The sequence below is a fragment of the Halobacillus sp. Marseille-P3879 genome, from assembly GCF_900240285.1.
Taxonomy (GTDB): domain Bacteria; phylum Bacillota; class Bacilli; order Bacillales; family Halobacillaceae; genus Halobacillus_A.
The window spans coordinates 1,486,389-1,504,743 of the sequence record NZ_OESS01000001.1 but is presented as its reverse complement, the minus strand read 5'-3'; the positions used below and the strand labels follow the sequence as shown (position 1 = coordinate 1,504,743).

Here is an 18,355-nt window from a genome sequence, read left to right as displayed (position 1 = left end):
GGATGAGTCGTATGAAGATATATCAGTTGATACTAGCCCTATTTATTCCAATTGCACTGATGACAGGCTGTAACAACACGGAAGAACAAGGAATGGAACTTGAACATGAAGCTGATAATGATCATTCTATAGAAGGGAACGCGATGGATAATTATAACGAGCCTTCGAATAATGGGCAGGTTGGTTATGTTCGCTTTCAGAAAGATCAATTAGATCAGGAAGAAGAAGCTAACCACAAAATTAAGGTAAACAGGGAACAGATGGCAGACATGATCACCAGGATGATTCTCCGCTATAAAGAATTCGAGGATGTGGCCACACTTGTAGCCGACGATGAAATTCTTATTGCTTACCAGGCTCCCGAGAATAAAAGCAGAGACGAAGCTGCGGATATGGTTAAGAAAACAGCCTATTCATTAGTTCCAAGTTTTTATAAGATTTACGTATCTGATGACCCTGCTTCTTTTGGAGATATTCAAAGTCTTAGTAACTCAACCGTATACGATGAACAATATAGTGAAGTGGTAGAGCGGATCGTAGAAAAGATGAAAGAGTCTCCTCAAGGGACTGTTAATAGTGAAAATATTAAAGAAAATTAAATTTTTTTAGGAAGGTGTACAACATGAAAGTACTTTATTTATTCACTCTTTTCTTTCTAATAAGTTCTATACCTTCCTTCGCCTCAGCAGCAACTGAGGAAGAAGATGTGGAACGAATGTCGATATATAAAAAGACGGCAGCTGTCAGCAGCATTCCATGGACTTACTTCGCCGCTATCGACCAATATGAACGGCAGGTGCATGATGACCCCCCTGAAGGAAGAGTGACTGCTTTTCGTCCTGACCCACTATTTTGGAATGGAATAGACACCGAACCTTCTTTTTTCCCGCAAGGCTGGGGTGATACGGGCGACGGAAACAAGAAAATAGATATGACGAATGATGAGGATATTATGTGGAGCCTTGGGAAATATTTAAAATCCTATGGTACTTCAGAAGAAGATATCCGTATTGCCTTGTGGAATTACTACAAAAGAGACCTGACAGTCCAGACTATTATGAATACAGCTGAGGTGTTTGAAAAGTTCCAAACCGTGACATTAACAGATCGAGACTTTCCTTTACCGATCACTGCTAATTATACGTATCATAATACATGGGGGGACGCACGTGGTTTTGGGGGGCGTCGCATCCATGAGGGTACTGACATCTTTGCTGACTATGGAGTTCCTGTCCATTCCACTACTTATGGAGTAATTGAAATGAAAGGGTGGAATAAATTCGGGGGCTGGAGAATTGGAATTAGAGATATCTATAACATTTATCATTATTACGCTCATTTAAGCGGTTTTGAAGAAGATAAAAAAGTGGGAGATGTAGTCCAGCCTGGAGATGTTATAGGGTCCGTAGGGTCAACCGGATATGGACCACCCGGGACTTCAGGAAAGTTTCCCCCGCATCTGCATTACGGAATGTATCAGGATAACGGAAAGAACGAATGGTCCTTCGATCCCTATCCATACTTAAAAAGATGGGAGCGCATAGCAGCAAAAAATTAACAGGCTGGGACAAACCTGAATAAATCATAAAATAATCCGAACTGATTCTGTAGAAATCAGTTCGGATTATTTATGTTAAAAAGAATTCACACCATCGCTCCGTCAAAACACTTCGCTTTCCGTGGGCGCGGACTCAGCTTCCTAGGAAAGCAAAGAACGCTTTCCTGTGGGATCTTCGGCTCGCGCTATTCCCACAGGAGTCTGCGTATTTTGACTACGCTAGTGATCTGCGTTTATACGAATGTTCGTTTTTTACATCACTGCTTTACTTCTTATATTTATGATTGTTTAGATTTTTTGACTGCGTTCATGATACTCGCAACAAGGCCTCCCCAAATTACAACCATTCCTATGATCATCATTAATATTGCACTTGCTGTCATATCATTCTACCTCCCTGTGTGTTTCTTCAAGAGCTTTGGCATCCCAACGCTTCAAAGTCATCAGGAAACCAACTACTAAAGCAAAAGCTGCTACAGCCCATCCGCCAAACAATATGAACGTATCACCATATCCTTCGTAGTTGCCGGTTTCAGTTTCAAACTGACCAAGCAGGTTTGTTTTGAAAAGATCAAACATCATATAACCAAGTACAAGTGGGGTAATTACACCAAGGCAAATCTTCCACCACCCACCCAGATGCAAATCAGAAATCCCATTTGCATGAGTCTGAAAGTCATTAAGATTACGAACAAACCATGCAATGACGATAACTTCAACTAACCCGACGAATGCTACGCCGAACTGGTTAATAAAGTAATCAGCCGCATCCAAGAAATACAGACCGCCCTGCGTGGCGAAAGTAAGGGAAATAAGGGCAGCAATTCCGCCGCCAAAGCCAACTGCAGCTTTTCTTGATAAACCAAACTTCTCGCTGATCCCTGCAACATAGGTCTCCGAGATAGAGATCAAGGAAGACAGACCTGCCAAAACTAAAGATGCAAAAAACAAGAAACCGAATAGTCCATTCAACGCAGGGAATTCATTAATAATTTGCGGGAAAACTACAAACGCAAGTCCTACGCCTCCACTAACGACTTCCTCAACAGGTACGTCAATTTGTGATGCCATAAACCCTAAAGCTCCGAACACACCTATACCAGCTAAAAGTTCAAAACTAGAGTTACTAAAACCAGTAATAAAAGCGTTATTAGTAATATCTGATTTCTTCGGCAGATAACTGGAATATGTGATCATGATCGCGAATGCAATGGATAAACTAAAGAAAATCTGTCCATAAGCTGCCACCCATACTGAACCTGAAGTAATCGTTTCAAAATTCGGTGCAAAAAAGGTTTGCAGACCTTCTGCAGCACCTGGCAGTGTAATCGCCCTGATCACTATGATCAAGAACAATACGACCAACGTCGGAATAAATATCTTGTTGGCTGCCTCAATCCCTTTTTTGACCCCTTTAAACAATACTCCCAGGGTAATTACCCAGACGACGATAAGCGGGATTAAGACTCCAGGTACTAAGCTTCCTGCTTGGCCAGGATCTACGGATAAATTCAAATATTCGCTAAACAAGAAGCCTTCCGTGTCTTCACCCCAAGATAAATTAAACGCAAAAATACTATACGAAATTGCCCAGGCAATAATGACAGCGTAATACGTTGAAATAACAAAGGATACGATTACGGCCCACCATCCAAGCCATTCTGTTTTCTTATTCATACGGAAAAATGATAGCGGTGCTGATCCACGGTACTTATGACCTATCGTGAATTCCATGACAAGTAACGGTATACCAGCTGTTATAAGAGCAAATAAATACGGAATAAAAAATGCCCCTCCACCATTTTCGTAGGCGACTGAAGGAAAACGCCATATGTTACCCAGGCCGATTGCAGACCCGACAGCTGCCAAGATAAACCCGGCTCTCGTCCCCCATTGTGCACGATTTTCCATGTGTAAGACCTCCCTTAGATACATTTCTCTTCTGTTTATAATATGAGCATGTACAGAAGAGAATGTTTCTAATTTTTATTTTTTTCAGATTATTCATGCTTATTATACCGGTACCTTAGTTCGATGTCAAAGTAATATAAGAAAATTACTATTTTTCTCTTTGATACAAAAAAAGGACAACAAAGTACATTTGACGCACTTCGTTGTCCCTTATATTTTTCCAATTTTAATATTTTTGACGATTCATTAAATGAATCAAAATACCTACAATAAATACAACCACTAAGGTTATCAACAGAGGAAAGACCACCTGTCCAGTAATACCTAAGACGAGGTATCCAATTGAAGCACCTGCAGCAGCTATTAGAGCATAAGGCAGCTGAGTAATCACGTGATCGATATGGTTAGCTCCTGCCCCGGTTGAGGATAAAATAGTGGTATCAGAGATTGGTGAACAATGGTCTCCAAATACTGACCCGGCTAATACAGCAGCTAATGCCGGCAGTATTAGATTCACATCTGTAACAGCAGCAATTTCTCCGGCAATGGGCAGCATAATTCCAAAGGTTCCCCAGGATGTACCTGTGGATAAAGCCATAAAACCCGAAACAATAAATAATAAAAACGGTAAATAGGCTGTATTAATAGAAGACTGTGTAACACGCTCAGCCAGATATTCCCCTGTTTCCAGCTGGCCGATTACATCTCCAATCATCCATGCAAAAACAAGAATATAAATAGCAGGAAGCATAGCTTTAATTCCTTCATAGGTTACGTGGCTGATCCCTGATTTTGGTGTCGGCTGTGTAAAATAGAGTGCCGCTGCCAGTACGACTGCTGCCAGACCACCCAAGAATAATGAAATGTTTACATCAGTATTCTCAAAAATAGATAAGATACTGGTGGCATTCTCTCCATTTTGAATCCCAGTAACAACCATAGACGTAACGGTACCAAGAATTAGAGCTGCAATAGGTAATACCAGATGATAAATACGACCGTTGTTATGCTCTTTAAATTCATCGTTTAAATCACCAGGTACATTCCCTTTATCGAGATTCGTCACTTCTCCTGTATCTAATGCACGTTTTTCATGATGACGCATTGCCCCTATATCTAACTTTAAAAAGATTGTTAAAAAGACGAGAAGTAAAGCAGCAAATACGTAGAAGTTTGCCGGAATCATCAAGATAAACGCTTCTAAAGCCTGGTAATTTTCAATTCCGTTGTCAGCCAGAATATAACCGATTGTACCTATAATGTAGGCTCCCCAGCTTGAAATAGGAGAAATAACGGTAATTGGTGCCGACGTGGAGTCGATATAGTACGCCAGATTAGCCCGGGAAATTTTATGACGATCTGTTACCGGGCGGGCAACCTGACCAACAGCCAATGCATTAAAATAATCATCAATAAAAATCATAATCCCTAACAAAGACGGGATGAGTTTAGCACCCCTACGGCTTTTTATCTTTTCGATCGCCCAAAGCCCGAATGCTCGGCTTCCACCTGAAGCGGTCATAAAAGCTGTTGTAATCCCTAGAAGAATCAGAAACGTTAACAAGTACAAGTTGCCGGTATTTACTTCACCTTCACTAAAAAATATCGTGTAAAACGTTTCCCAAACTAAATTAAATCCTTCTACAAGATTAAATTGGGTCAGCATAAATGCACCGACAAGAATACCAATCCCTAAAGATAAAATTACTTTTCTTGTAGCTATAACAAGAATCAGCATTAGTAATGCTGGAATAACTGAATAAATTGTTCCTTCCATGTGTGGTTCCCTCCGTGTTTCTATTGATGAAAACGGGGTGTGTGGAAAACTACTTTTGAAAATGAGGGATGATGAAGCGGAGCACTTCAAGTTGTGCTATCTCTAGCTGCAAATAAAAATGCATACAAAAAGGCAATGATAGAAAATAACCTACCACTGCCTAAAATAGCAATTTGATTATCCTCCATTTCGATCAGTAGCGCACCATGCACCCAAAGTGATTGCATGACAGTATATCTCTTCTTTAGACATATACCAGCTTATAGGAGCTGACAACTCCAATAAACTTCGGCAAGTCTCCCCTTTCTTCATGTGATCTTTGCTGTCCACTCCCACTGAATACTAATGAAGCCTGCACCTCTACCTCACCGATCTGATAAGGTCACGCATATTTAATTCTTTCACATTTTAACAGGTGGACGTTGTTATTGCAAGGGATCCATAGGATAGGAAAATGTTGGCGATTTTCCCGTTTCTCCAGTTTCATTAAAAAACTGCGGAACCTCTCCCATAATCGTGCTTGAATCAATTGGAATATCGTTTTCCACCACCGTTGTTTCTGTAGAAAACGGAATTACCACTCGCAAGCTGACAGTAAAATTAATCGATAATTGAAAATGAGCAGAATTGATTCCGTACTCTGTAATTTCATTCTTAAATTCAGACTGCACATCTCCTATGACCCGCAGCTGTACCGGCACTTTTGGACCCAGGTTGGAAAGGATAGAATTGTTTGTCGCTAAACCGACGGGTATTTCTATTAGAGTAGCAGGTTCCTCTCCTGGTTCTTCAGGTGCCTCTTCATCAGGAAAAACCTCAGCATCTAAAGAAGTATCTTCTAACGGAAGTTCGTTTAACTCCATTCGCTTTAAGAAGTTCTGTACTCGTAAAGTTGTGTTCCGCAAAGTCCTGTTAACGACCACAGAATTCCAACCCATGTAAACAACATTACCTTCATTGTCTTTCTCCATTCGTATTAGATCCTCGAATTGAATTTCTTCTGAGATTTGCTTGCTTACTGCTTCATTGATTGCATCCCTTGCTAATTGCTGTGCTTTTGTTTCAGCAATTTCTTCCAGGGTGGGGGTGATTCCACGATCGATAATAACTAAACAAATTCCTGTAAAAATAATAAAGAATAACAAGGTTAGTACGATACGTTTACCAAATGAGGGTGGACTCGCCCTGATTTTTCCCATAAAACAACCCCTCCTGCCCTTATCTATATGATAAGCAGAAAGGGTTTAAAACTAACTAAATAAAATTATGAGACAGCCCATGATATTAAGAGTGTCTCTTGTTACAAAAGTCCCTGACAGGCAACCACTTCACCTTCCTCCAACTCCTTAGGGATAACGTGAAATGTAAGTTATTGGTTCTCAATTAAATACCGACCGTGACAGCAGGCAGTAATTTTAGACTAGTTCAATCGATATTCTTTAAGGCTTTTGCCAACACATCGCGTAAAAGCTCAGGCATATAATATTGCTTATTTTTAGAATAAGCAATTTCGGGAAATAACCGCCCAAAAGTAAATGTATCAGCAGTCCCCAGCGTGTAAGTTTTATATCGGTCAATTGGTGAGCCATTGATTGTAACATGACGAACTCTCTCTTCTCCATCACTGCCTACAACCGTTTGAATCACTATTCCGGAAAATATCATTTTACCTATAATTTCACCACGGAATCCTAAGCCTTTTAAACGAATCTGGGTAAGTTTTTTTGTATGGCCCACCCTGATTATTTCCAGAAGTTCATCACCAGTAACTTCTACCTTACAAGGGTTCATTGGGTGTGGACAAATGCGGTGTATATCTTCATACGTAATTCTCCCCGGGTTTAAATGGTCAAGTAGCACCCCTGCGTTCAGCATGGCTGCATCAGCTTTGGTCCATTCCCGTAACTCTTCTGTTAACCTTCTCATTAACAAGGTATCCTTAAACCAGGCTACTTGCAAAGGTTTTTTCAATACAGCTACACTGGTTTGTAAATGCTTTAAAGCTTTCTCTCTCATTTTGTCGATATCGTCAGTAACCTTTTTATCTTTCAAAAGGTTTTCCGTAGACACAGCATAGGCTTCTTTTTTAGATAAACCACAGCTTGTATGGTCCCACTCCAATAGAACTTCGCCCAGGTGGGTTCCATGTTTACCGGCTGCTGTTAATAGAGTGTTTCCATAATGCTCTCCGTTTTGAAATAAGTGATGAGTATGTCCTCCAATAATTACATCAATAGCCGGATAGTGTCTTGCGATTTCTTCATCATCATGAATACCTAAATGAGAAAGAAGGATAAAAATATCGGCCTGGTTACAGATTTCTTCATAATATTTATCCAATACAGTATAGGGGGAGGCTATCTCCCATCCCAACATTCGGTAAAACGTTTCAAATGGAGCTGTCAAGCCAATAACAGCGACCTTTGTGCCTAAGGGTGTGGTCTTTATCGTATATGGCAGCAGCCAACTGGGCTGGGGGTCTTTTAGTGAACGAAGATTTGCACACAACACTTTAAATTCAGCTTCGTCATACAAACGATAAAGATCGTCATAAGAGAGAGTAATTCCTTCGTTGTTACCCAGAGTTGCAAAGTTATAACCTGCTTCATTTAATAACTCTACATTTCCTTGTCCCATCAGTCCTTCAGTAATCGGATGAAATCGATCAGCATGATCCCCATTGTCAAGAAGCCAATACGTTTCATTTCGGTAAATATGCTTCTCTTTTTTTTGATTAAAATAACCTACAATCTGTGCCCAGTTCTCAAAGTGGCTATGTAAGTCGCTCGTATAATAAAGAAAGATTTTTTCCTTCATGTCCATTCTCCTTATCCGATCCCTTGCCAAATTAGACGAATACCGATTAATATAAGTAATATTCTTAAGAACCATTCGACAGATTTACTGTTCAACTTACGGTTTACAGCTGCCCCCACAGTTCCTCCAATATATGCCCCAGGAATAAAGAGCAGAGTCTGCATCCAATCCACGTTTCCTAAATACACATGTGCCCCTGAGCTTGTAATACTGGCAAAAAAGATAATAAACATTGAGGTAGCTGTAGCAATATGTGGCGGGACCTTAAACAATAAAATTAACGCCGGCACAATAAGAGATCCACCGCCAATTCCAAGCAGACCGGAAAGCACCCCGACTCCAAAGGCGAAAATTATACTAACTATTACAGGTACACGGTAAAAATAAGTTTGTCCATTTACTCTTTTCTCCCGGGGAATGCCCCCTTTAAATAGACGCCAATTCGTATCTCTGGGCAGAAAAAAAACTAAGGAAACCCCAATCATCACAATTCCAAAGAATAATTCAAAGCTATCCGTTTTAAAAAACTGATTAAGCCAGGAACCAAAAAGGCCGCCCGGGATACTTCCTCCCATTAAGAGGAAACCCATCTTTAGGTCCACCCTGTTGTGTTTTACATAGGAAAGAGCTGAGGAAAGTCCGGTAAAAACCATTACCACAAGTGAAATTCCTACAATGGACTGAGGTGTCACCCAATGGAAAGACTCCAGCTGGTCACCTAAAAACAGTAGTACAGGTACAAGGATTACTCCCCCTCCTAATCCTGCTATACTACCAATAAAAGCAGTAATAAATCCAATAAACAAAGAAAGTGCAATTAACATATTCAGCCTTCTATCTATATATAAGATATTATTATAGTATCACGATTCCTATGCGAAATTCATCTAACGATCATAAAAACCGCCTCTGTCAACAGCCTCTGCGGCTGCAAAAAAAAACATGCAGATGGAAGACCACCTGCACGTTTCTAACTATATTAACCGATAGAACCTTCCATTTCAAACTTAATGAGACGGTTCATTTCAACTGCATACTCCATAGGCAGTTCTTTCGTAAATGGCTCAATGAAGCCCATTACGATCATCTCTGTTGCTTCTTCTTCTGAAAGGCCGCGGCTCATCAAGTAGAATAACTGCTCTTCAGATACTTTAGATACCTTAGCTTCGTGCTCAAGTGAGATATTTTCATTCATGATCTCATTGTAAGGGATGGTATCAGAAGTGGACTCGTTATCCATAATCAATGTGTCACACTCGATATTGGAACGTGCACCTTCCGCTTTACGGCCAAATTGCACGATTCCACGATACGTCACTTTTCCTCCATGCTTGGAGATTGACTTAGAAACGATTGTGGAAGATGTGTTAGGCGCAAGGTGGTGCATTTTCGCACCAGCGTCCTGATGCTGTCCTTTACCTGCAAGCGCGATAGATAGAGTCATCCCGCGTGCTCCTTCTCCTTTAAGGATAACAGAAGGATATTTCATTGTAAGTTTGGAACCTAAGTTACCGTCAACCCACTCCATTGTGGCATTTTCATCAGCAACTGCACGTTTCGTAACAAGGTTATACACGTTATTCGCCCAGTTCTGGATCGTGGTATAACGGCAGTACGCATTTTTCTTAACAAAGATTTCAACTACCGCACTGTGAAGAGAGCTGGAAGAATACGTTGGTGCTGTACAGCCTTCTACATAGTGGACGGAAGAACCTTCATCTACGATAATGAGGGTACGCTCAAATTGTCCCATGTTCTCAGAGTTAATTCGGAAATAAGCCTGGAGCGGTGTTTCTACTTTTGTATCTTTTGGTACATAAATGAATGAACCGCCGGACCATACAGCAGAATTTAATGCTGAGAACTTATTATCAGAAGCTGGAATTACTTTAGCAAAGTATTCTTTAAAGATATCTTCATTTTCTTTTAACGCTGTGTCTGTATCTTTAAATACTACACCAAGGTCTTCCAGATCTTTCTCCATGTTGTGGTAAACCACTTCAGATTCGTACTGTGCAGAAACCCCTGCAAGATATTTCTGCTCAGCTTCCGGGATACCCAGTCGGTCAAACGTGTTTTTAATTTCTTCTGGTACTTCATCCCAGGAACGTTCAGAACGTTCTGATGGCTTAACGTAGTACGTGATATCGTCGAAATCTAATTCTGAAAGATCTCCGCCCCACTGAGGCATAGGCATTTTATAAAACTGTTCCAATGCTTTTAAGCGGAAATCAAGCATCCACTTCGGTTCTTCTTTATAGTCAGAGATTTGTTTAACAACTTCTTTTGTTAAACCTTTTTGAGTACGGAAAATAGAGACATCTTTTTCGTGAAACCCGTATTGGTACTCTCCAACTTCTGGCGCTTTTTTAGCCATTGTTAAATACCTCCTTTTGGTATATCAAGCAATTACGCTTCGTCTTCATCTACACCTTTTTCCATTGCTTTCCAAGCTAAAGTGGCACATTTTATTCGGGCGGGGAATTTAGCAACACCCTGAAGGGCTTCGATGTCCCCTAAGTCTAGGTTATCATCATCTACTTCGTTACCCAACATCATTTCCGAAAAAAAGTTTGACATCTTAAGTGCCTCATCAACTGACTTTCCTTTAATCGCCTGGGTCATCATAGATGCTGAAGACATACTGATCGAACAGCCTTCCCCGTCGAACTTGGCATCCTGAACGACATTATCCTCTACTTGCAGCTGTAATTGAATACGGTCGCCGCAAGTAGGGTTATTCATATCAACCGTCAGATGATCGCCTTCAACGGATCCGCGGTTACGAGGGTTCTTATAATGATCCATGATAACCTGGCGGTATAGCGTATCTAAATTATTAAAAGACATCGCCAAAATACTCCTTTGTAGTTTGTAATCCCTGAACGAGGCGATCAATATCTTCTTCTGTGTTGTACAAATAGAAGCTGGCTCTAGCCGTAGCTGTTACCTCCAGCCACCTCATAAGCGGCTGTGCACAATGGTGACCAGCACGTACAGCAATTCCTTCCGCATCCAAAACAGTAGCTACATCATGAGGATGTACATCAGAAATATTGAAAGTAACCAAGCCTGCTCTTTGTTTAGGTCCATAAATATTAAGACCATCCACTTGAGTCATTTTTTCCTGAGCGTATTGAGCAAGTTTGTGTTCATGAGCTTCTATTTCTTCTAATCCCACTTGATTTAAGAATTCAATTGCAGCTCCAAGCCCTACAGCTCCGGCAATAATTGGCGTACCCCCTTCGAATTTCCAAGGCAGCTCCTTCCATGTAGAGTCGTAAAGATTAACGAAATCAATCATTTCTCCTCCAAACTCTACAGGCTCCATGTCTTTTAACAAAGAACGTTTACCGTAAAGAACTCCGATTCCGGTAGGTCCACACATTTTATGGCCGGAAAATGCAAAGAAATCACAGTCCATATCCTGCACATCTACTTTTAAGTGAGGTGCGCTCTGGGCTCCGTCAACAAGCATAACAGCATTATGGCTATGAGCAATTTCACCAATTTTTTTCACAGGGTTTATCGTTCCTAAAACATTAGAAACATGCATAACTGCGACAATTTTTGTTTGATCGGTAATCGTGTTTTCAGCATCTTCAATTGAAATCGTGCCATCTTCCTGTAATGGCATATATTTCAAAGCGGCCCCTGTCTCTTTAGCAAGCTGCTGCCAGGGAATGATATTACTATGGTGTTCCATAGGAGTGATGACAATCTCGTCACCCTCTGTTAAATTCTCACGTCCATAACTTGCAGCAACTGTATTTATAGAAGTCGTCGTCCCTCTTGTAAAAATAACTTCCTGCGTGCTGCCCGCATTAATAAACCTTCTTACTTTCTCACGAGCACCTTCATATTCATCGGTTGCCTTTGTTCCAAGAGTATGAACTCCACGGTGGACATTAGAATTATATCCTTTATAGTATTCCTCCAACTTCTCAATCACCTGAGCCGGCTTTTGAGAAGTTGCTGAAGAATCTAAATACACAAGTGGATGTCCATTTACTTCCTGATGAAGAATAGGAAACGCATCACGGACGGCTTTTACATCCATTAATATACTTTCCTTTCGATAAGCTGTCTTAGCTGCTGCTTAACAGCTTCAATTGGAAGTTGGTTGACGACAGGTGCTAAAAAGCCATGGATAATTAAACGCTCCGCTTCAAATTTGGAGATTCCGCGACTCATTAGATAAAAGAGCTGCATAGGATCAACACGGCCAACAGAAGCTGCGTGTCCTGCTGTTACATCATCTTCATCAATTAATAAGATTGGGTTGGCATCCCCGCGAGCATCTTTACTTAACATCAATACACGAGATTCCTGCTCTGCATTTGATTTTGAAGCTCCATGCTCAATTTTTCCAATGCCATTAAAGATTCCGGAAGATTTATCTTTCATAACACCGTGTTGAAGAATATAACCGTCTGAGCCTTTACCAAAGTGAGTGATATTAGCCGTGAAATTTTGTTTTTGGGAACCGCGGCCGATAGCAACAGTTTTGGCATGAGACTGGGAGTTGTCACCAATAAGATGTGTAATGTTTTCAGAGACAGTATCTCCTTCATTCATCTGTCCAAGTGCCCATTCAATAACAGCGTCACGATCAGTTACTCCGCGACGATTTGCATAAACGGTGGTCCCTGCTTCAAAGTTATCTACTGCACCAAAGGAAACCTTGGCGCCCGCTTTTGCAAAAACTTCAGTTATCGTGTTGGCAGAAGTCTTCTCTTCTTTATTATTAGACGTATAATTTTCTACATACGTTACAGAACTATTTTCCTCAGCCACAACCAGCACATGATTTACTAACGCTGCTTCAGGGTCTTCCTGCCAGAAGATAGCTTGTAGAGGTTCTTTGATCGTTACATTTTTAGGAACATAGAGAAAGATCCCGCCGTTCATAAGGGCTGCGTGCAGGGCTGTAAGCCTGTGCTCGTCCACATGAACTGCTTCAGTCATGTAATACTTCTCTACCAACTCACTGTGGTCGCGTATAGCTGTTTGAATATCTGTAAATATAACACCTTGCTCTGCTAAACTTGGTTCAAGATTAGCAAAAGCCACAGAATGATTTCTCTGCAATATTAAATTTTGTGTTTCTTTATCTTGATCAATCAGGCTGAGCATTTCCTCTGGAAGGTCCTGGATCGTTTGAATCGTTTCACCTTCTACCTGATGTTTAAATTCAGTAAAATTCCAATCTTTAACATTTGTCTTATCAGGCTTAGGCATTTCTAAAGATTCTGCTTTATCCAGCGCATTTAGACGAAGGGTCTTCATCCAGTCTGGTTCATTTAAGCCTTGAGAGAAATTTGAAACATAATCTTTATCGTATGGTAGTGAGACTTTTACAGTCATTGTATCCCTCCTATCTCTATTACGCTTTTTGACCAATCGTTTCGTCTTCGATGCCAAGCTCCTGCTTAATCCAATCATAACCTTCGGCCTCTAATCGTTCAGCCAATTCTGGTCCACCGGATTTTACAACACGCCCCTGCATCATTACGTGTACTTTATCAGGAGTAATATAATTTAACAGACGCTGATAGTGAGTAATGGTTAAGCAGCCGAAATTTTCGCCGCGCATTTCGTTTATTCCTTTTGCTACTACTTTAAGTGCGTCGATATCAAGTCCGGAGTCAATTTCATCCAGGATGGCAATTGCCGGCTGAATCATCATTAGCTGAAGAATTTCATTACGCTTCTTCTCACCGCCGGAGAACCCTTCATTTAAATAACGCTGCGCCATGTTTTTATCCATGTCAAGCGTATCCATTGCAGTATCCATTTCTTTAATAAATTTCATTAAAGAAATTTCGTCGCCTTCTTCTCTATGAGCATTAATAGCTGAACGCAAGAAATCAGAATTCGTTACGCCGCTAATTTCACTTGGGTATTGCATCGCAAGGAAAAGACCAGCTTGTGCACGCTCATCAACTTCCATTTCAAGCACATCTTCACCATCAAGGAGAACTTGTCCTTGTGTAACTTCAAATTTAGGGTGACCCATAATTGCTGAAGCCAAAGTTGATTTACCAGTTCCGTTAGGTCCCATAACTGCGTGGAATTCTCCACCTTTTACTGTAAGGTTTACACCTTTTAAGATTTCCTGACCTTCGATTTCTACATGAAGATCTTTAATTTCAAGAGTTGATCCTGCCATAAATAATACCTCCAGTATCTATTTTATTTCATGCTCTGGTTGAATTGGATCAAAAACCATTCTCAATTTATTCTCATTACAATCTTATATCATTTCGAAACTGATATCAACTGATTTCCATGTTTCGACACCAGTTGGTAATGGTTATTTCACAAAGAATTTTCAACCCGTTTACTTCCTTAATATAATAACAAAAATATATAAATAAAAAAATCGGATAACTTCACCAGTCATCCGATTTCTTTATAAAACTTATTATTTAAAGATTTGACGATCAACTTCAGTAACAAGCTTCTGACTTTGTTTGAATTCCTTTTCCCGCTCTTTCTCAACCTTCATCATTTGATCTAGACTGTTAGCATACTCAGCATAGCTCATATTATGCTTCTGGTGCATTGCTTTTTCCATATCAGGGGTGTAATTCAAACCTAAATTGTCAGTAATAATAAATCAATCCTTTCAGATTTTTTACACAATTCAGGTTACCATACACTGGTATTTACTCCAAACTCCTTTAAAGACTTTTCTGCTCGATTTTATAGTTTATATATCGGATGTAAGCGATTGTACCTTTGATTTTATCCTTATTACTAATACATGCTTTTATTTTCTAACTTTTCAGTTAATGATGCTTTAAATCTGAGACCGCTTCTTGAACCAGAGTTACCGCCTGACTAAGAGCAGCACCTCCTCCAAACGCAGCTGCAACACCGCATGCTTCCATTAACTCTTGTTCAGTTGCCCCTTGATCTATACAACCCTTTGTATGATAAACAATACAATATTCATCTTGAGCTACAACACTAATACTTAAGGCCATTAACTGCTTTGCCTTTTTAGAAAGTTCTCCCTCTCTAAAGCAAGCTTCAGAAAACTCACTAAAAGCATGGGAAACATGAGGCATTTTTTCAGAGAATACACCCATTCCATGTTTGTATTCCTGTAAATAAGCTTCTGCGAGATTAATTTCGGTATTTTCCATTTCCACTACTTAAACTCCTTCCAATAAAAAAATCCATCATGAGGTTAGTATCAACCACACGATGGATTTCATTCATATTACTCGTCTACAGGAACGACTGCTCCTTCATATTCTTCTTCGATAAACGTTTGAATTTCTTCAGAACGAAGAACTTCAACAAGCTTATTTAACGCTTCATTATCCTCGTCATCACTTTGAGCGGCAATAACGTTTACATATGGGGAATCCGAGCCCTCTAAAATAAGTGCATCTTCACTTGGGTTTAAGTCTGCTTCAATTGCATAGTTTGTATTAATTGCTACTAATACATTGTCCTCACGCTCGTAATTCTCAGGAAGAAGCGCTGCATCAATACCGGTATCAAACTCTAAATTCTTTGGATTCTCCGCAATATCATCTACTGTAGCATCCACTTTATTCACATCTTCATCTAGTGTAATTAATCCTTCTTTTTCTAATAGAGAAAGGATTCGTCCATGGTCAGCTGTAGAGTTGCTCATTAAAACCGTAGTACCGTCTTTTACTTCATCCAGACTTTCAAAGTCTTTAGAGTAAATTCCCATAGGTTCAATATGAATTCCTCCAAGATTAGCAAAGTCGTAGCCATTCTGCTCTTCCTGTTCTTCTAAATAAGGAATGTGCTGGAAATAGTTGGCATCAATTTCACCTTCCTCTAAATCTCGGTTAGGTAATACATAGTCCTGGTATTCTTCGACATTTAATGTGATTCCCTCTTCTTCTAGAAGCGGCTGAGCTTCCTCTAAAATTTCAGAGTGCGGGGTACTTGAAGCCCCTACTGTAATTTCTGACTGGTCCTCTCCATCATCTGAAGAGCCTTCCTCTTCTGAAGTTCCACACGCTGCTAAAACAAGTATTAAAACTGTAAATATTAAACTTGACCAAATTTTTTTCATGATACTTACCCCTTTTTTATATTAGTATTATTATCTTTTATCCAATTTACGGGAAACAAAGTCTCCAATAAATTGAAAAATAAACACAATAATGACGATTAAAATAGTACATACAGCTACAACGTCGAAATCTCTGCGCTGAAAACCATAGAAATATGCGAAGTCACCAAGACCGCCGGCTCCAATAACTCCCGCAACTGCCGTATAGCTGATTAAAGCAATAGCTGTTACTGTGATCCCTGATACGAGGGCCGGCATAGATTCAGGAAGAAGAACCTTAAATATTATGGTTCGGTATTTAGCTCCCATAGCTTTTGCTGCTTCTATGACACCTTTATCCACTTCCTTGAGCGCAATTTCAACTAACCTCGCGTAAAACGGTGCCCCCCCTATAATGAGAGCGGGTAATGCAGCACCCGGGCCGCGTATAGTGCCCATTAAAAAGTCGGTAAATGGAAAGAGTAATAAGATTAAAATAATAAAAGGAATTGCCCTAAACACATTAACTACTGATGCGGTAATCCAATTCAGCAGTTTGTTCTCCCATAAACCGCCTGGACCTGAAAGATACAGGAGTAAACCAAGTAATAACCCTAAAATAAACGTTCCTATAACAGACACTGAGGTCATATATAGTGTTTCATTTGTCGCTTCAATCATGTCTTCAGTTTTTACATTCGGAATCAATGCCTCAAGCATCCGGACTCACCTCCACTTCTACTGAAGTTGTTCGGATGAAAGCAATGGCTTGATTCACAACTTCCGCATCCCCAACCAGCTGGACAAGCATTGTACCATATGCCCCTTTTTGAGTTTGTGTAATTTTACCGTGAAGGATATTAACATCAAGATTAAACTTCCTTGAAACTTCACTGATGAGAGCCTGGTTCGTGTTTTCTCCTATGAAATGGAGCTGCACGACTTCTCCAGAACGATAATTCTCCTGTATGAGGTGTAATGATTCTTCACGGTCAGGATCACCCATTACCTGATCAACAAAACGTTTGGTTACTTTTTCTTTTGGGTGAAGGAAGACGTCCAGAACATCTCCATCCTCAACGACTTTCCCCTTCTCCATAACTGCAACACGATGACAAATTTTTCTGATGACGTGCATCTCATGAGTGATGAGCACAATAGTAAGCCCTAACTGTTCATTAATATCTACAAGCAAATCAAGAATTGAATCCGTGGTCTCCGGGTCCAGAGCAGAAGTAGCTTCATCACAAAGAAGTACCTTTGGATTATTAGCTAACGCTCTAGCAATTCCAACTCGCTGTTTCTGTCCTCCACTTAATTGAGAAGGATAAGAGCCGCCGCGTCCGGATAAGCCGACCAATTCGATAAGTTCATTGACTCGCTCCTCTCTTTTTGCTTTAGAAACACCCGCTATCTCCAGAGGAAACGCAATGTTATCGAATACAGTCCTTGACCATAACAAATTAAAGTGTTGGAAGATCATCCCGATTTCCTGACGGGCTACTCTTAGTTCACCTTTTTTGAGGCTTGTTATCTCCTGATCGTTTAGCTCGATATTACCGCTTGTCGGTTCTTCCAGTCGATTGAGCAATCGAATAAAAGTACTTTTACCCGCACCACTATATCCGATCACTCCAAAGATTTCACCTTTATCTATAGATAGGTTTAACTCATCGACAGCTCGAACGTCCTGATCTTTCGTGTGAAAGACCTTTGATAAGTTATTTATTGAAATCATGAATCTTTCCTCCTAAATAAAAACGCTTCTCTGCATAAGAACAGAAAAGCGTGGACTTCATATCTGTTCTCTCATCTATCAAAGATTGACTCTTTGCAGGATTTGGCACCTTTTCAAGCGTAATTTACTTGACGGTTGCCGGGCATCAACGGGCCAGTCCCTCCGCCTCTCTGGATAAGAGGTAAATTTGTATTTTAATTTATTAATGCACTAAACAATTAATATACCAGAATGGATTTTAGCACCCGCTCGTAAAGCTGTCAACTCCGTGATACAATCAAAGAATTTTACCCACAAAAAAACTCTTCACATTAAAGAAGAGCAGTACCTGCTATCTCTTCTCATCTTTCAAAGCAGCTTCTGCTTTGCTGGAAGTAGCACCGTGCGATTTAAACCGGTTGCTGGGCTTCAAAGGGCCAGTCCCCTCCGCCTCTCTGGATAAGTGAAGATGTCGCTATGAAATTATCTTATATGTTAGCATTGTTCATTAGAGACGTCAATAAATAG

General features: G+C 40.3%; 19 protein-coding genes and 3 riboswitches. Of the genes, 2 read left to right on the top strand and 17 right to left on the bottom strand.

Going from position 1 to position 18,355, the window contains the following annotated elements; genetic code table 11:
* Nucleotides 1-11 precede the first annotated feature (11 nt).
* A complete protein-coding gene (locus tag C1A12_RS07375) occupies nucleotides 12-599 on the top strand; it encodes a YhcN/YlaJ family sporulation lipoprotein (RefSeq protein ID WP_235001549.1) in 588 nt (195 codons plus the stop codon).
* Nucleotides 600-622: 23 nt separating this feature from the next.
* Nucleotides 623-1,558, top strand: a complete 936-nt coding sequence (locus C1A12_RS07370) for a M23 family metallopeptidase (protein ID WP_101843178.1) — start codon at nucleotides 623-625, stop codon at nucleotides 1,556-1,558.
* Between the two features lie 278 nt (nucleotides 1,559-1,836).
* Here the strand turns inward: C1A12_RS07370 and C1A12_RS07365 are convergent, their stop codons facing one another.
* The 17 genes from C1A12_RS07365 to C1A12_RS07295 all read right to left on the bottom strand — a co-directional run bounded on the left by C1A12_RS07365 (nucleotide 1,837) and on the right by C1A12_RS07295 (nucleotide 17,848).
* Entirely contained in the window at nucleotides 1,837-1,941 is a 105-nt protein-coding gene (locus C1A12_RS07365; protein WP_101843177.1) for a methionine/alanine import family NSS transporter small subunit, read from the bottom strand.
* A gap of 1 nt (nucleotide 1,942) precedes the next feature.
* Nucleotides 1,943-3,469 carry a sodium-dependent transporter gene (locus C1A12_RS07360; RefSeq protein ID WP_101843176.1) on the bottom strand — a complete coding sequence of 509 codons (1,527 nt, stop codon included), beginning with the start codon at nucleotides 3,467-3,469 and terminating at the stop codon, nucleotides 1,943-1,945.
* Between the two features lie 226 nt (nucleotides 3,470-3,695).
* A complete protein-coding gene (locus C1A12_RS07355) occupies nucleotides 3,696-5,246 on the bottom strand; it encodes a Na+/H+ antiporter NhaC family protein (protein WP_101843175.1) in 1,551 nt (516 codons plus the stop codon).
* Nucleotides 5,247-5,332: 86 nt separating this feature from the next.
* Nucleotides 5,333-5,473, bottom strand: a complete 141-nt coding sequence (locus tag C1A12_RS21070; protein ID WP_159462159.1) for a hypothetical protein — start codon at nucleotides 5,471-5,473, stop codon at nucleotides 5,333-5,335.
* A riboswitch (Lysine riboswitch) is annotated at nucleotides 5,436-5,617 on the bottom strand. (Overlaps the previous gene by 38 nt.)
* 54 nt (nucleotides 5,618-5,671) lie before the next feature.
* Nucleotides 5,672-6,445 carry a sporulation protein YunB gene (gene yunB, locus C1A12_RS07350; RefSeq protein WP_101843174.1) on the bottom strand — a complete coding sequence of 258 codons (774 nt, stop codon included), beginning with the start codon at nucleotides 6,443-6,445 and terminating at the stop codon, nucleotides 5,672-5,674.
* 226 nt (nucleotides 6,446-6,671) lie between these two features.
* On the bottom strand, nucleotides 6,672-8,063 hold the full coding sequence (locus C1A12_RS07345; RefSeq protein WP_101843173.1) for a bifunctional UDP-sugar hydrolase/5'-nucleotidase: 1,392 nt from the start codon (nucleotides 8,061-8,063) through the stop codon (nucleotides 6,672-6,674).
* 11 nt (nucleotides 8,064-8,074) lie between these two features.
* The gene (locus C1A12_RS07340; RefSeq protein ID WP_101843172.1) at nucleotides 8,075-8,887 is read right to left on the bottom strand and encodes a sulfite exporter TauE/SafE family protein; all 813 of its coding nucleotides are present in this window, start codon (nucleotides 8,885-8,887) and stop codon (nucleotides 8,075-8,077) included.
* A 155-nt stretch (nucleotides 8,888-9,042) separates the two neighbouring features.
* The gene (gene sufB, locus C1A12_RS07335) at nucleotides 9,043-10,440 is read right to left on the bottom strand and encodes a Fe-S cluster assembly protein SufB (protein WP_101843171.1); all 1,398 of its coding nucleotides are present in this window, start codon (nucleotides 10,438-10,440) and stop codon (nucleotides 9,043-9,045) included.
* Between the two features lie 32 nt (nucleotides 10,441-10,472).
* Nucleotides 10,473-10,913, bottom strand: a complete 441-nt coding sequence (gene sufU / locus C1A12_RS07330) for a Fe-S cluster assembly sulfur transfer protein SufU (RefSeq protein WP_101843170.1) — start codon at nucleotides 10,911-10,913, stop codon at nucleotides 10,473-10,475.
* Nucleotides 10,903-12,123, bottom strand: coding sequence for a cysteine desulfurase (locus tag C1A12_RS07325; RefSeq protein ID WP_101843169.1), 1,221 nt, complete (start codon nucleotides 12,121-12,123; stop codon nucleotides 10,903-10,905). Before C1A12_RS07325 ends, sufU begins: the two co-directional genes overlap by 11 nt.
* Nucleotides 12,123-13,430 carry a Fe-S cluster assembly protein SufD gene (gene sufD, locus C1A12_RS07320; protein WP_101843168.1) on the bottom strand — a complete coding sequence of 436 codons (1,308 nt, stop codon included), beginning with the start codon at nucleotides 13,428-13,430 and terminating at the stop codon, nucleotides 12,123-12,125. The genes C1A12_RS07325 and sufD overlap by 1 nt, the downstream gene beginning before the upstream one ends.
* Nucleotides 13,431-13,449: 19 nt before the next feature.
* Nucleotides 13,450-14,235 (bottom strand): Fe-S cluster assembly ATPase SufC, encoded by a 786-nt coding sequence (gene sufC, locus C1A12_RS07315; protein WP_101843167.1) that lies wholly within the window; start codon nucleotides 14,233-14,235, stop codon nucleotides 13,450-13,452.
* Between the two features lie 255 nt (nucleotides 14,236-14,490).
* Nucleotides 14,491-14,613: a hypothetical protein gene (locus C1A12_RS21515; RefSeq protein ID WP_255408394.1), complete on the bottom strand. Its 123-nt coding sequence runs from the start codon at nucleotides 14,611-14,613 to the stop codon at nucleotides 14,491-14,493.
* A 244-nt stretch (nucleotides 14,614-14,857) separates the two neighbouring features.
* On the bottom strand, nucleotides 14,858-15,217 hold the full coding sequence (locus tag C1A12_RS07310) for a carboxymuconolactone decarboxylase family protein (RefSeq protein ID WP_101843312.1): 360 nt from the start codon (nucleotides 15,215-15,217) through the stop codon (nucleotides 14,858-14,860).
* Between the two features lie 77 nt (nucleotides 15,218-15,294).
* Complete coding sequence (locus C1A12_RS07305) at nucleotides 15,295-16,131, bottom strand: MetQ/NlpA family ABC transporter substrate-binding protein (RefSeq protein WP_101843166.1); 837 nt, start codon at nucleotides 16,129-16,131, stop codon at nucleotides 15,295-15,297.
* Nucleotides 16,132-16,161: 30 nt separating this feature from the next.
* Complete coding sequence (locus tag C1A12_RS07300; RefSeq protein ID WP_101843165.1) at nucleotides 16,162-16,830, bottom strand: methionine ABC transporter permease; 669 nt, start codon at nucleotides 16,828-16,830, stop codon at nucleotides 16,162-16,164.
* Nucleotides 16,823-17,848, bottom strand: coding sequence for a methionine ABC transporter ATP-binding protein (locus tag C1A12_RS07295; protein WP_101843164.1), 1,026 nt, complete (start codon nucleotides 17,846-17,848; stop codon nucleotides 16,823-16,825). The genes C1A12_RS07300 and C1A12_RS07295 overlap by 8 nt, the downstream gene beginning before the upstream one ends.
* Nucleotides 17,849-17,916: 68 nt before the next feature.
* A riboswitch (SAM riboswitch) is annotated at nucleotides 17,917-18,029 on the bottom strand.
* A 157-nt stretch (nucleotides 18,030-18,186) separates the two neighbouring features.
* A riboswitch (SAM riboswitch) is annotated at nucleotides 18,187-18,293 on the bottom strand.
* Nucleotides 18,294-18,355 lie beyond the last annotated feature (62 nt).

Excerpts from the sequence above, each read along its gene's own strand:
- C1A12_RS07300 (WP_101843165.1), bottom strand. The coding sequence starts at position 16,830 with ATGCTTGAGGCATTGATTCCGAATGTAAAAACTGAAGACATGATTGAA.
- sufD (WP_101843168.1), bottom strand. The coding sequence starts at position 13,430 with ATGACTGTAAAAGTCTCACTACCATACGATAAAGATTATGTTTCAAAT.
- C1A12_RS07370 (WP_101843178.1), top strand. The coding sequence starts at position 623 with ATGAAAGTACTTTATTTATTCACTCTTTTCTTTCTAATAAGTTCTATA.
- C1A12_RS07345 (WP_101843173.1), bottom strand. The coding sequence starts at position 8,063 with ATGAAGGAAAAAATCTTTCTTTATTATACGAGCGACTTACATAGCCAC.
- C1A12_RS07365 (WP_101843177.1), bottom strand. The coding sequence starts at position 1,941 with ATGACAGCAAGTGCAATATTAATGATGATCATAGGAATGGTTGTAATT.
- C1A12_RS07355 (WP_101843175.1), bottom strand. The coding sequence starts at position 5,246 with ATGGAAGGAACAATTTATTCAGTTATTCCAGCATTACTAATGCTGATT.
- C1A12_RS21070 (WP_159462159.1), bottom strand. The coding sequence starts at position 5,473 with ATGCAATCACTTTGGGTGCATGGTGCGCTACTGATCGAAATGGAGGAT.
- C1A12_RS21515 (WP_255408394.1), bottom strand. The coding sequence starts at position 14,613 with ATGAGCTATGCTGAGTATGCTAACAGTCTAGATCAAATGATGAAGGTT.
- sufB (WP_101843171.1), bottom strand. The coding sequence starts at position 10,440 with ATGGCTAAAAAAGCGCCAGAAGTTGGAGAGTACCAATACGGGTTTCAC.
- yunB (WP_101843174.1), bottom strand. The coding sequence starts at position 6,445 with ATGGGAAAAATCAGGGCGAGTCCACCCTCATTTGGTAAACGTATCGTA.
- sufU (WP_101843170.1), bottom strand. The coding sequence starts at position 10,913 with ATGTCTTTTAATAATTTAGATACGCTATACCGCCAGGTTATCATGGAT.
- sufC (WP_101843167.1), bottom strand. The coding sequence starts at position 14,235 with ATGGCAGGATCAACTCTTGAAATTAAAGATCTTCATGTAGAAATCGAA.
- C1A12_RS07340 (WP_101843172.1), bottom strand. The coding sequence starts at position 8,887 with ATGTTAATTGCACTTTCTTTGTTTATTGGATTTATTACTGCTTTTATT.
- C1A12_RS07305 (WP_101843166.1), bottom strand. The coding sequence starts at position 16,131 with ATGAAAAAAATTTGGTCAAGTTTAATATTTACAGTTTTAATACTTGTT.
- C1A12_RS07375 (WP_235001549.1), top strand. The coding sequence starts at position 12 with ATGAAGATATATCAGTTGATACTAGCCCTATTTATTCCAATTGCACTG.
- C1A12_RS07325 (WP_101843169.1), bottom strand. The coding sequence starts at position 12,123 with ATGGATGTAAAAGCCGTCCGTGATGCGTTTCCTATTCTTCATCAGGAA.
- C1A12_RS07295 (WP_101843164.1), bottom strand. The coding sequence starts at position 17,848 with ATGATTTCAATAAATAACTTATCAAAGGTCTTTCACACGAAAGATCAG.
- C1A12_RS07360 (WP_101843176.1), bottom strand. The coding sequence starts at position 3,469 with ATGGAAAATCGTGCACAATGGGGGACGAGAGCCGGGTTTATCTTGGCA.
- C1A12_RS07310 (WP_101843312.1), bottom strand. The coding sequence starts at position 15,217 with ATGGAAAATACCGAAATTAATCTCGCAGAAGCTTATTTACAGGAATAC.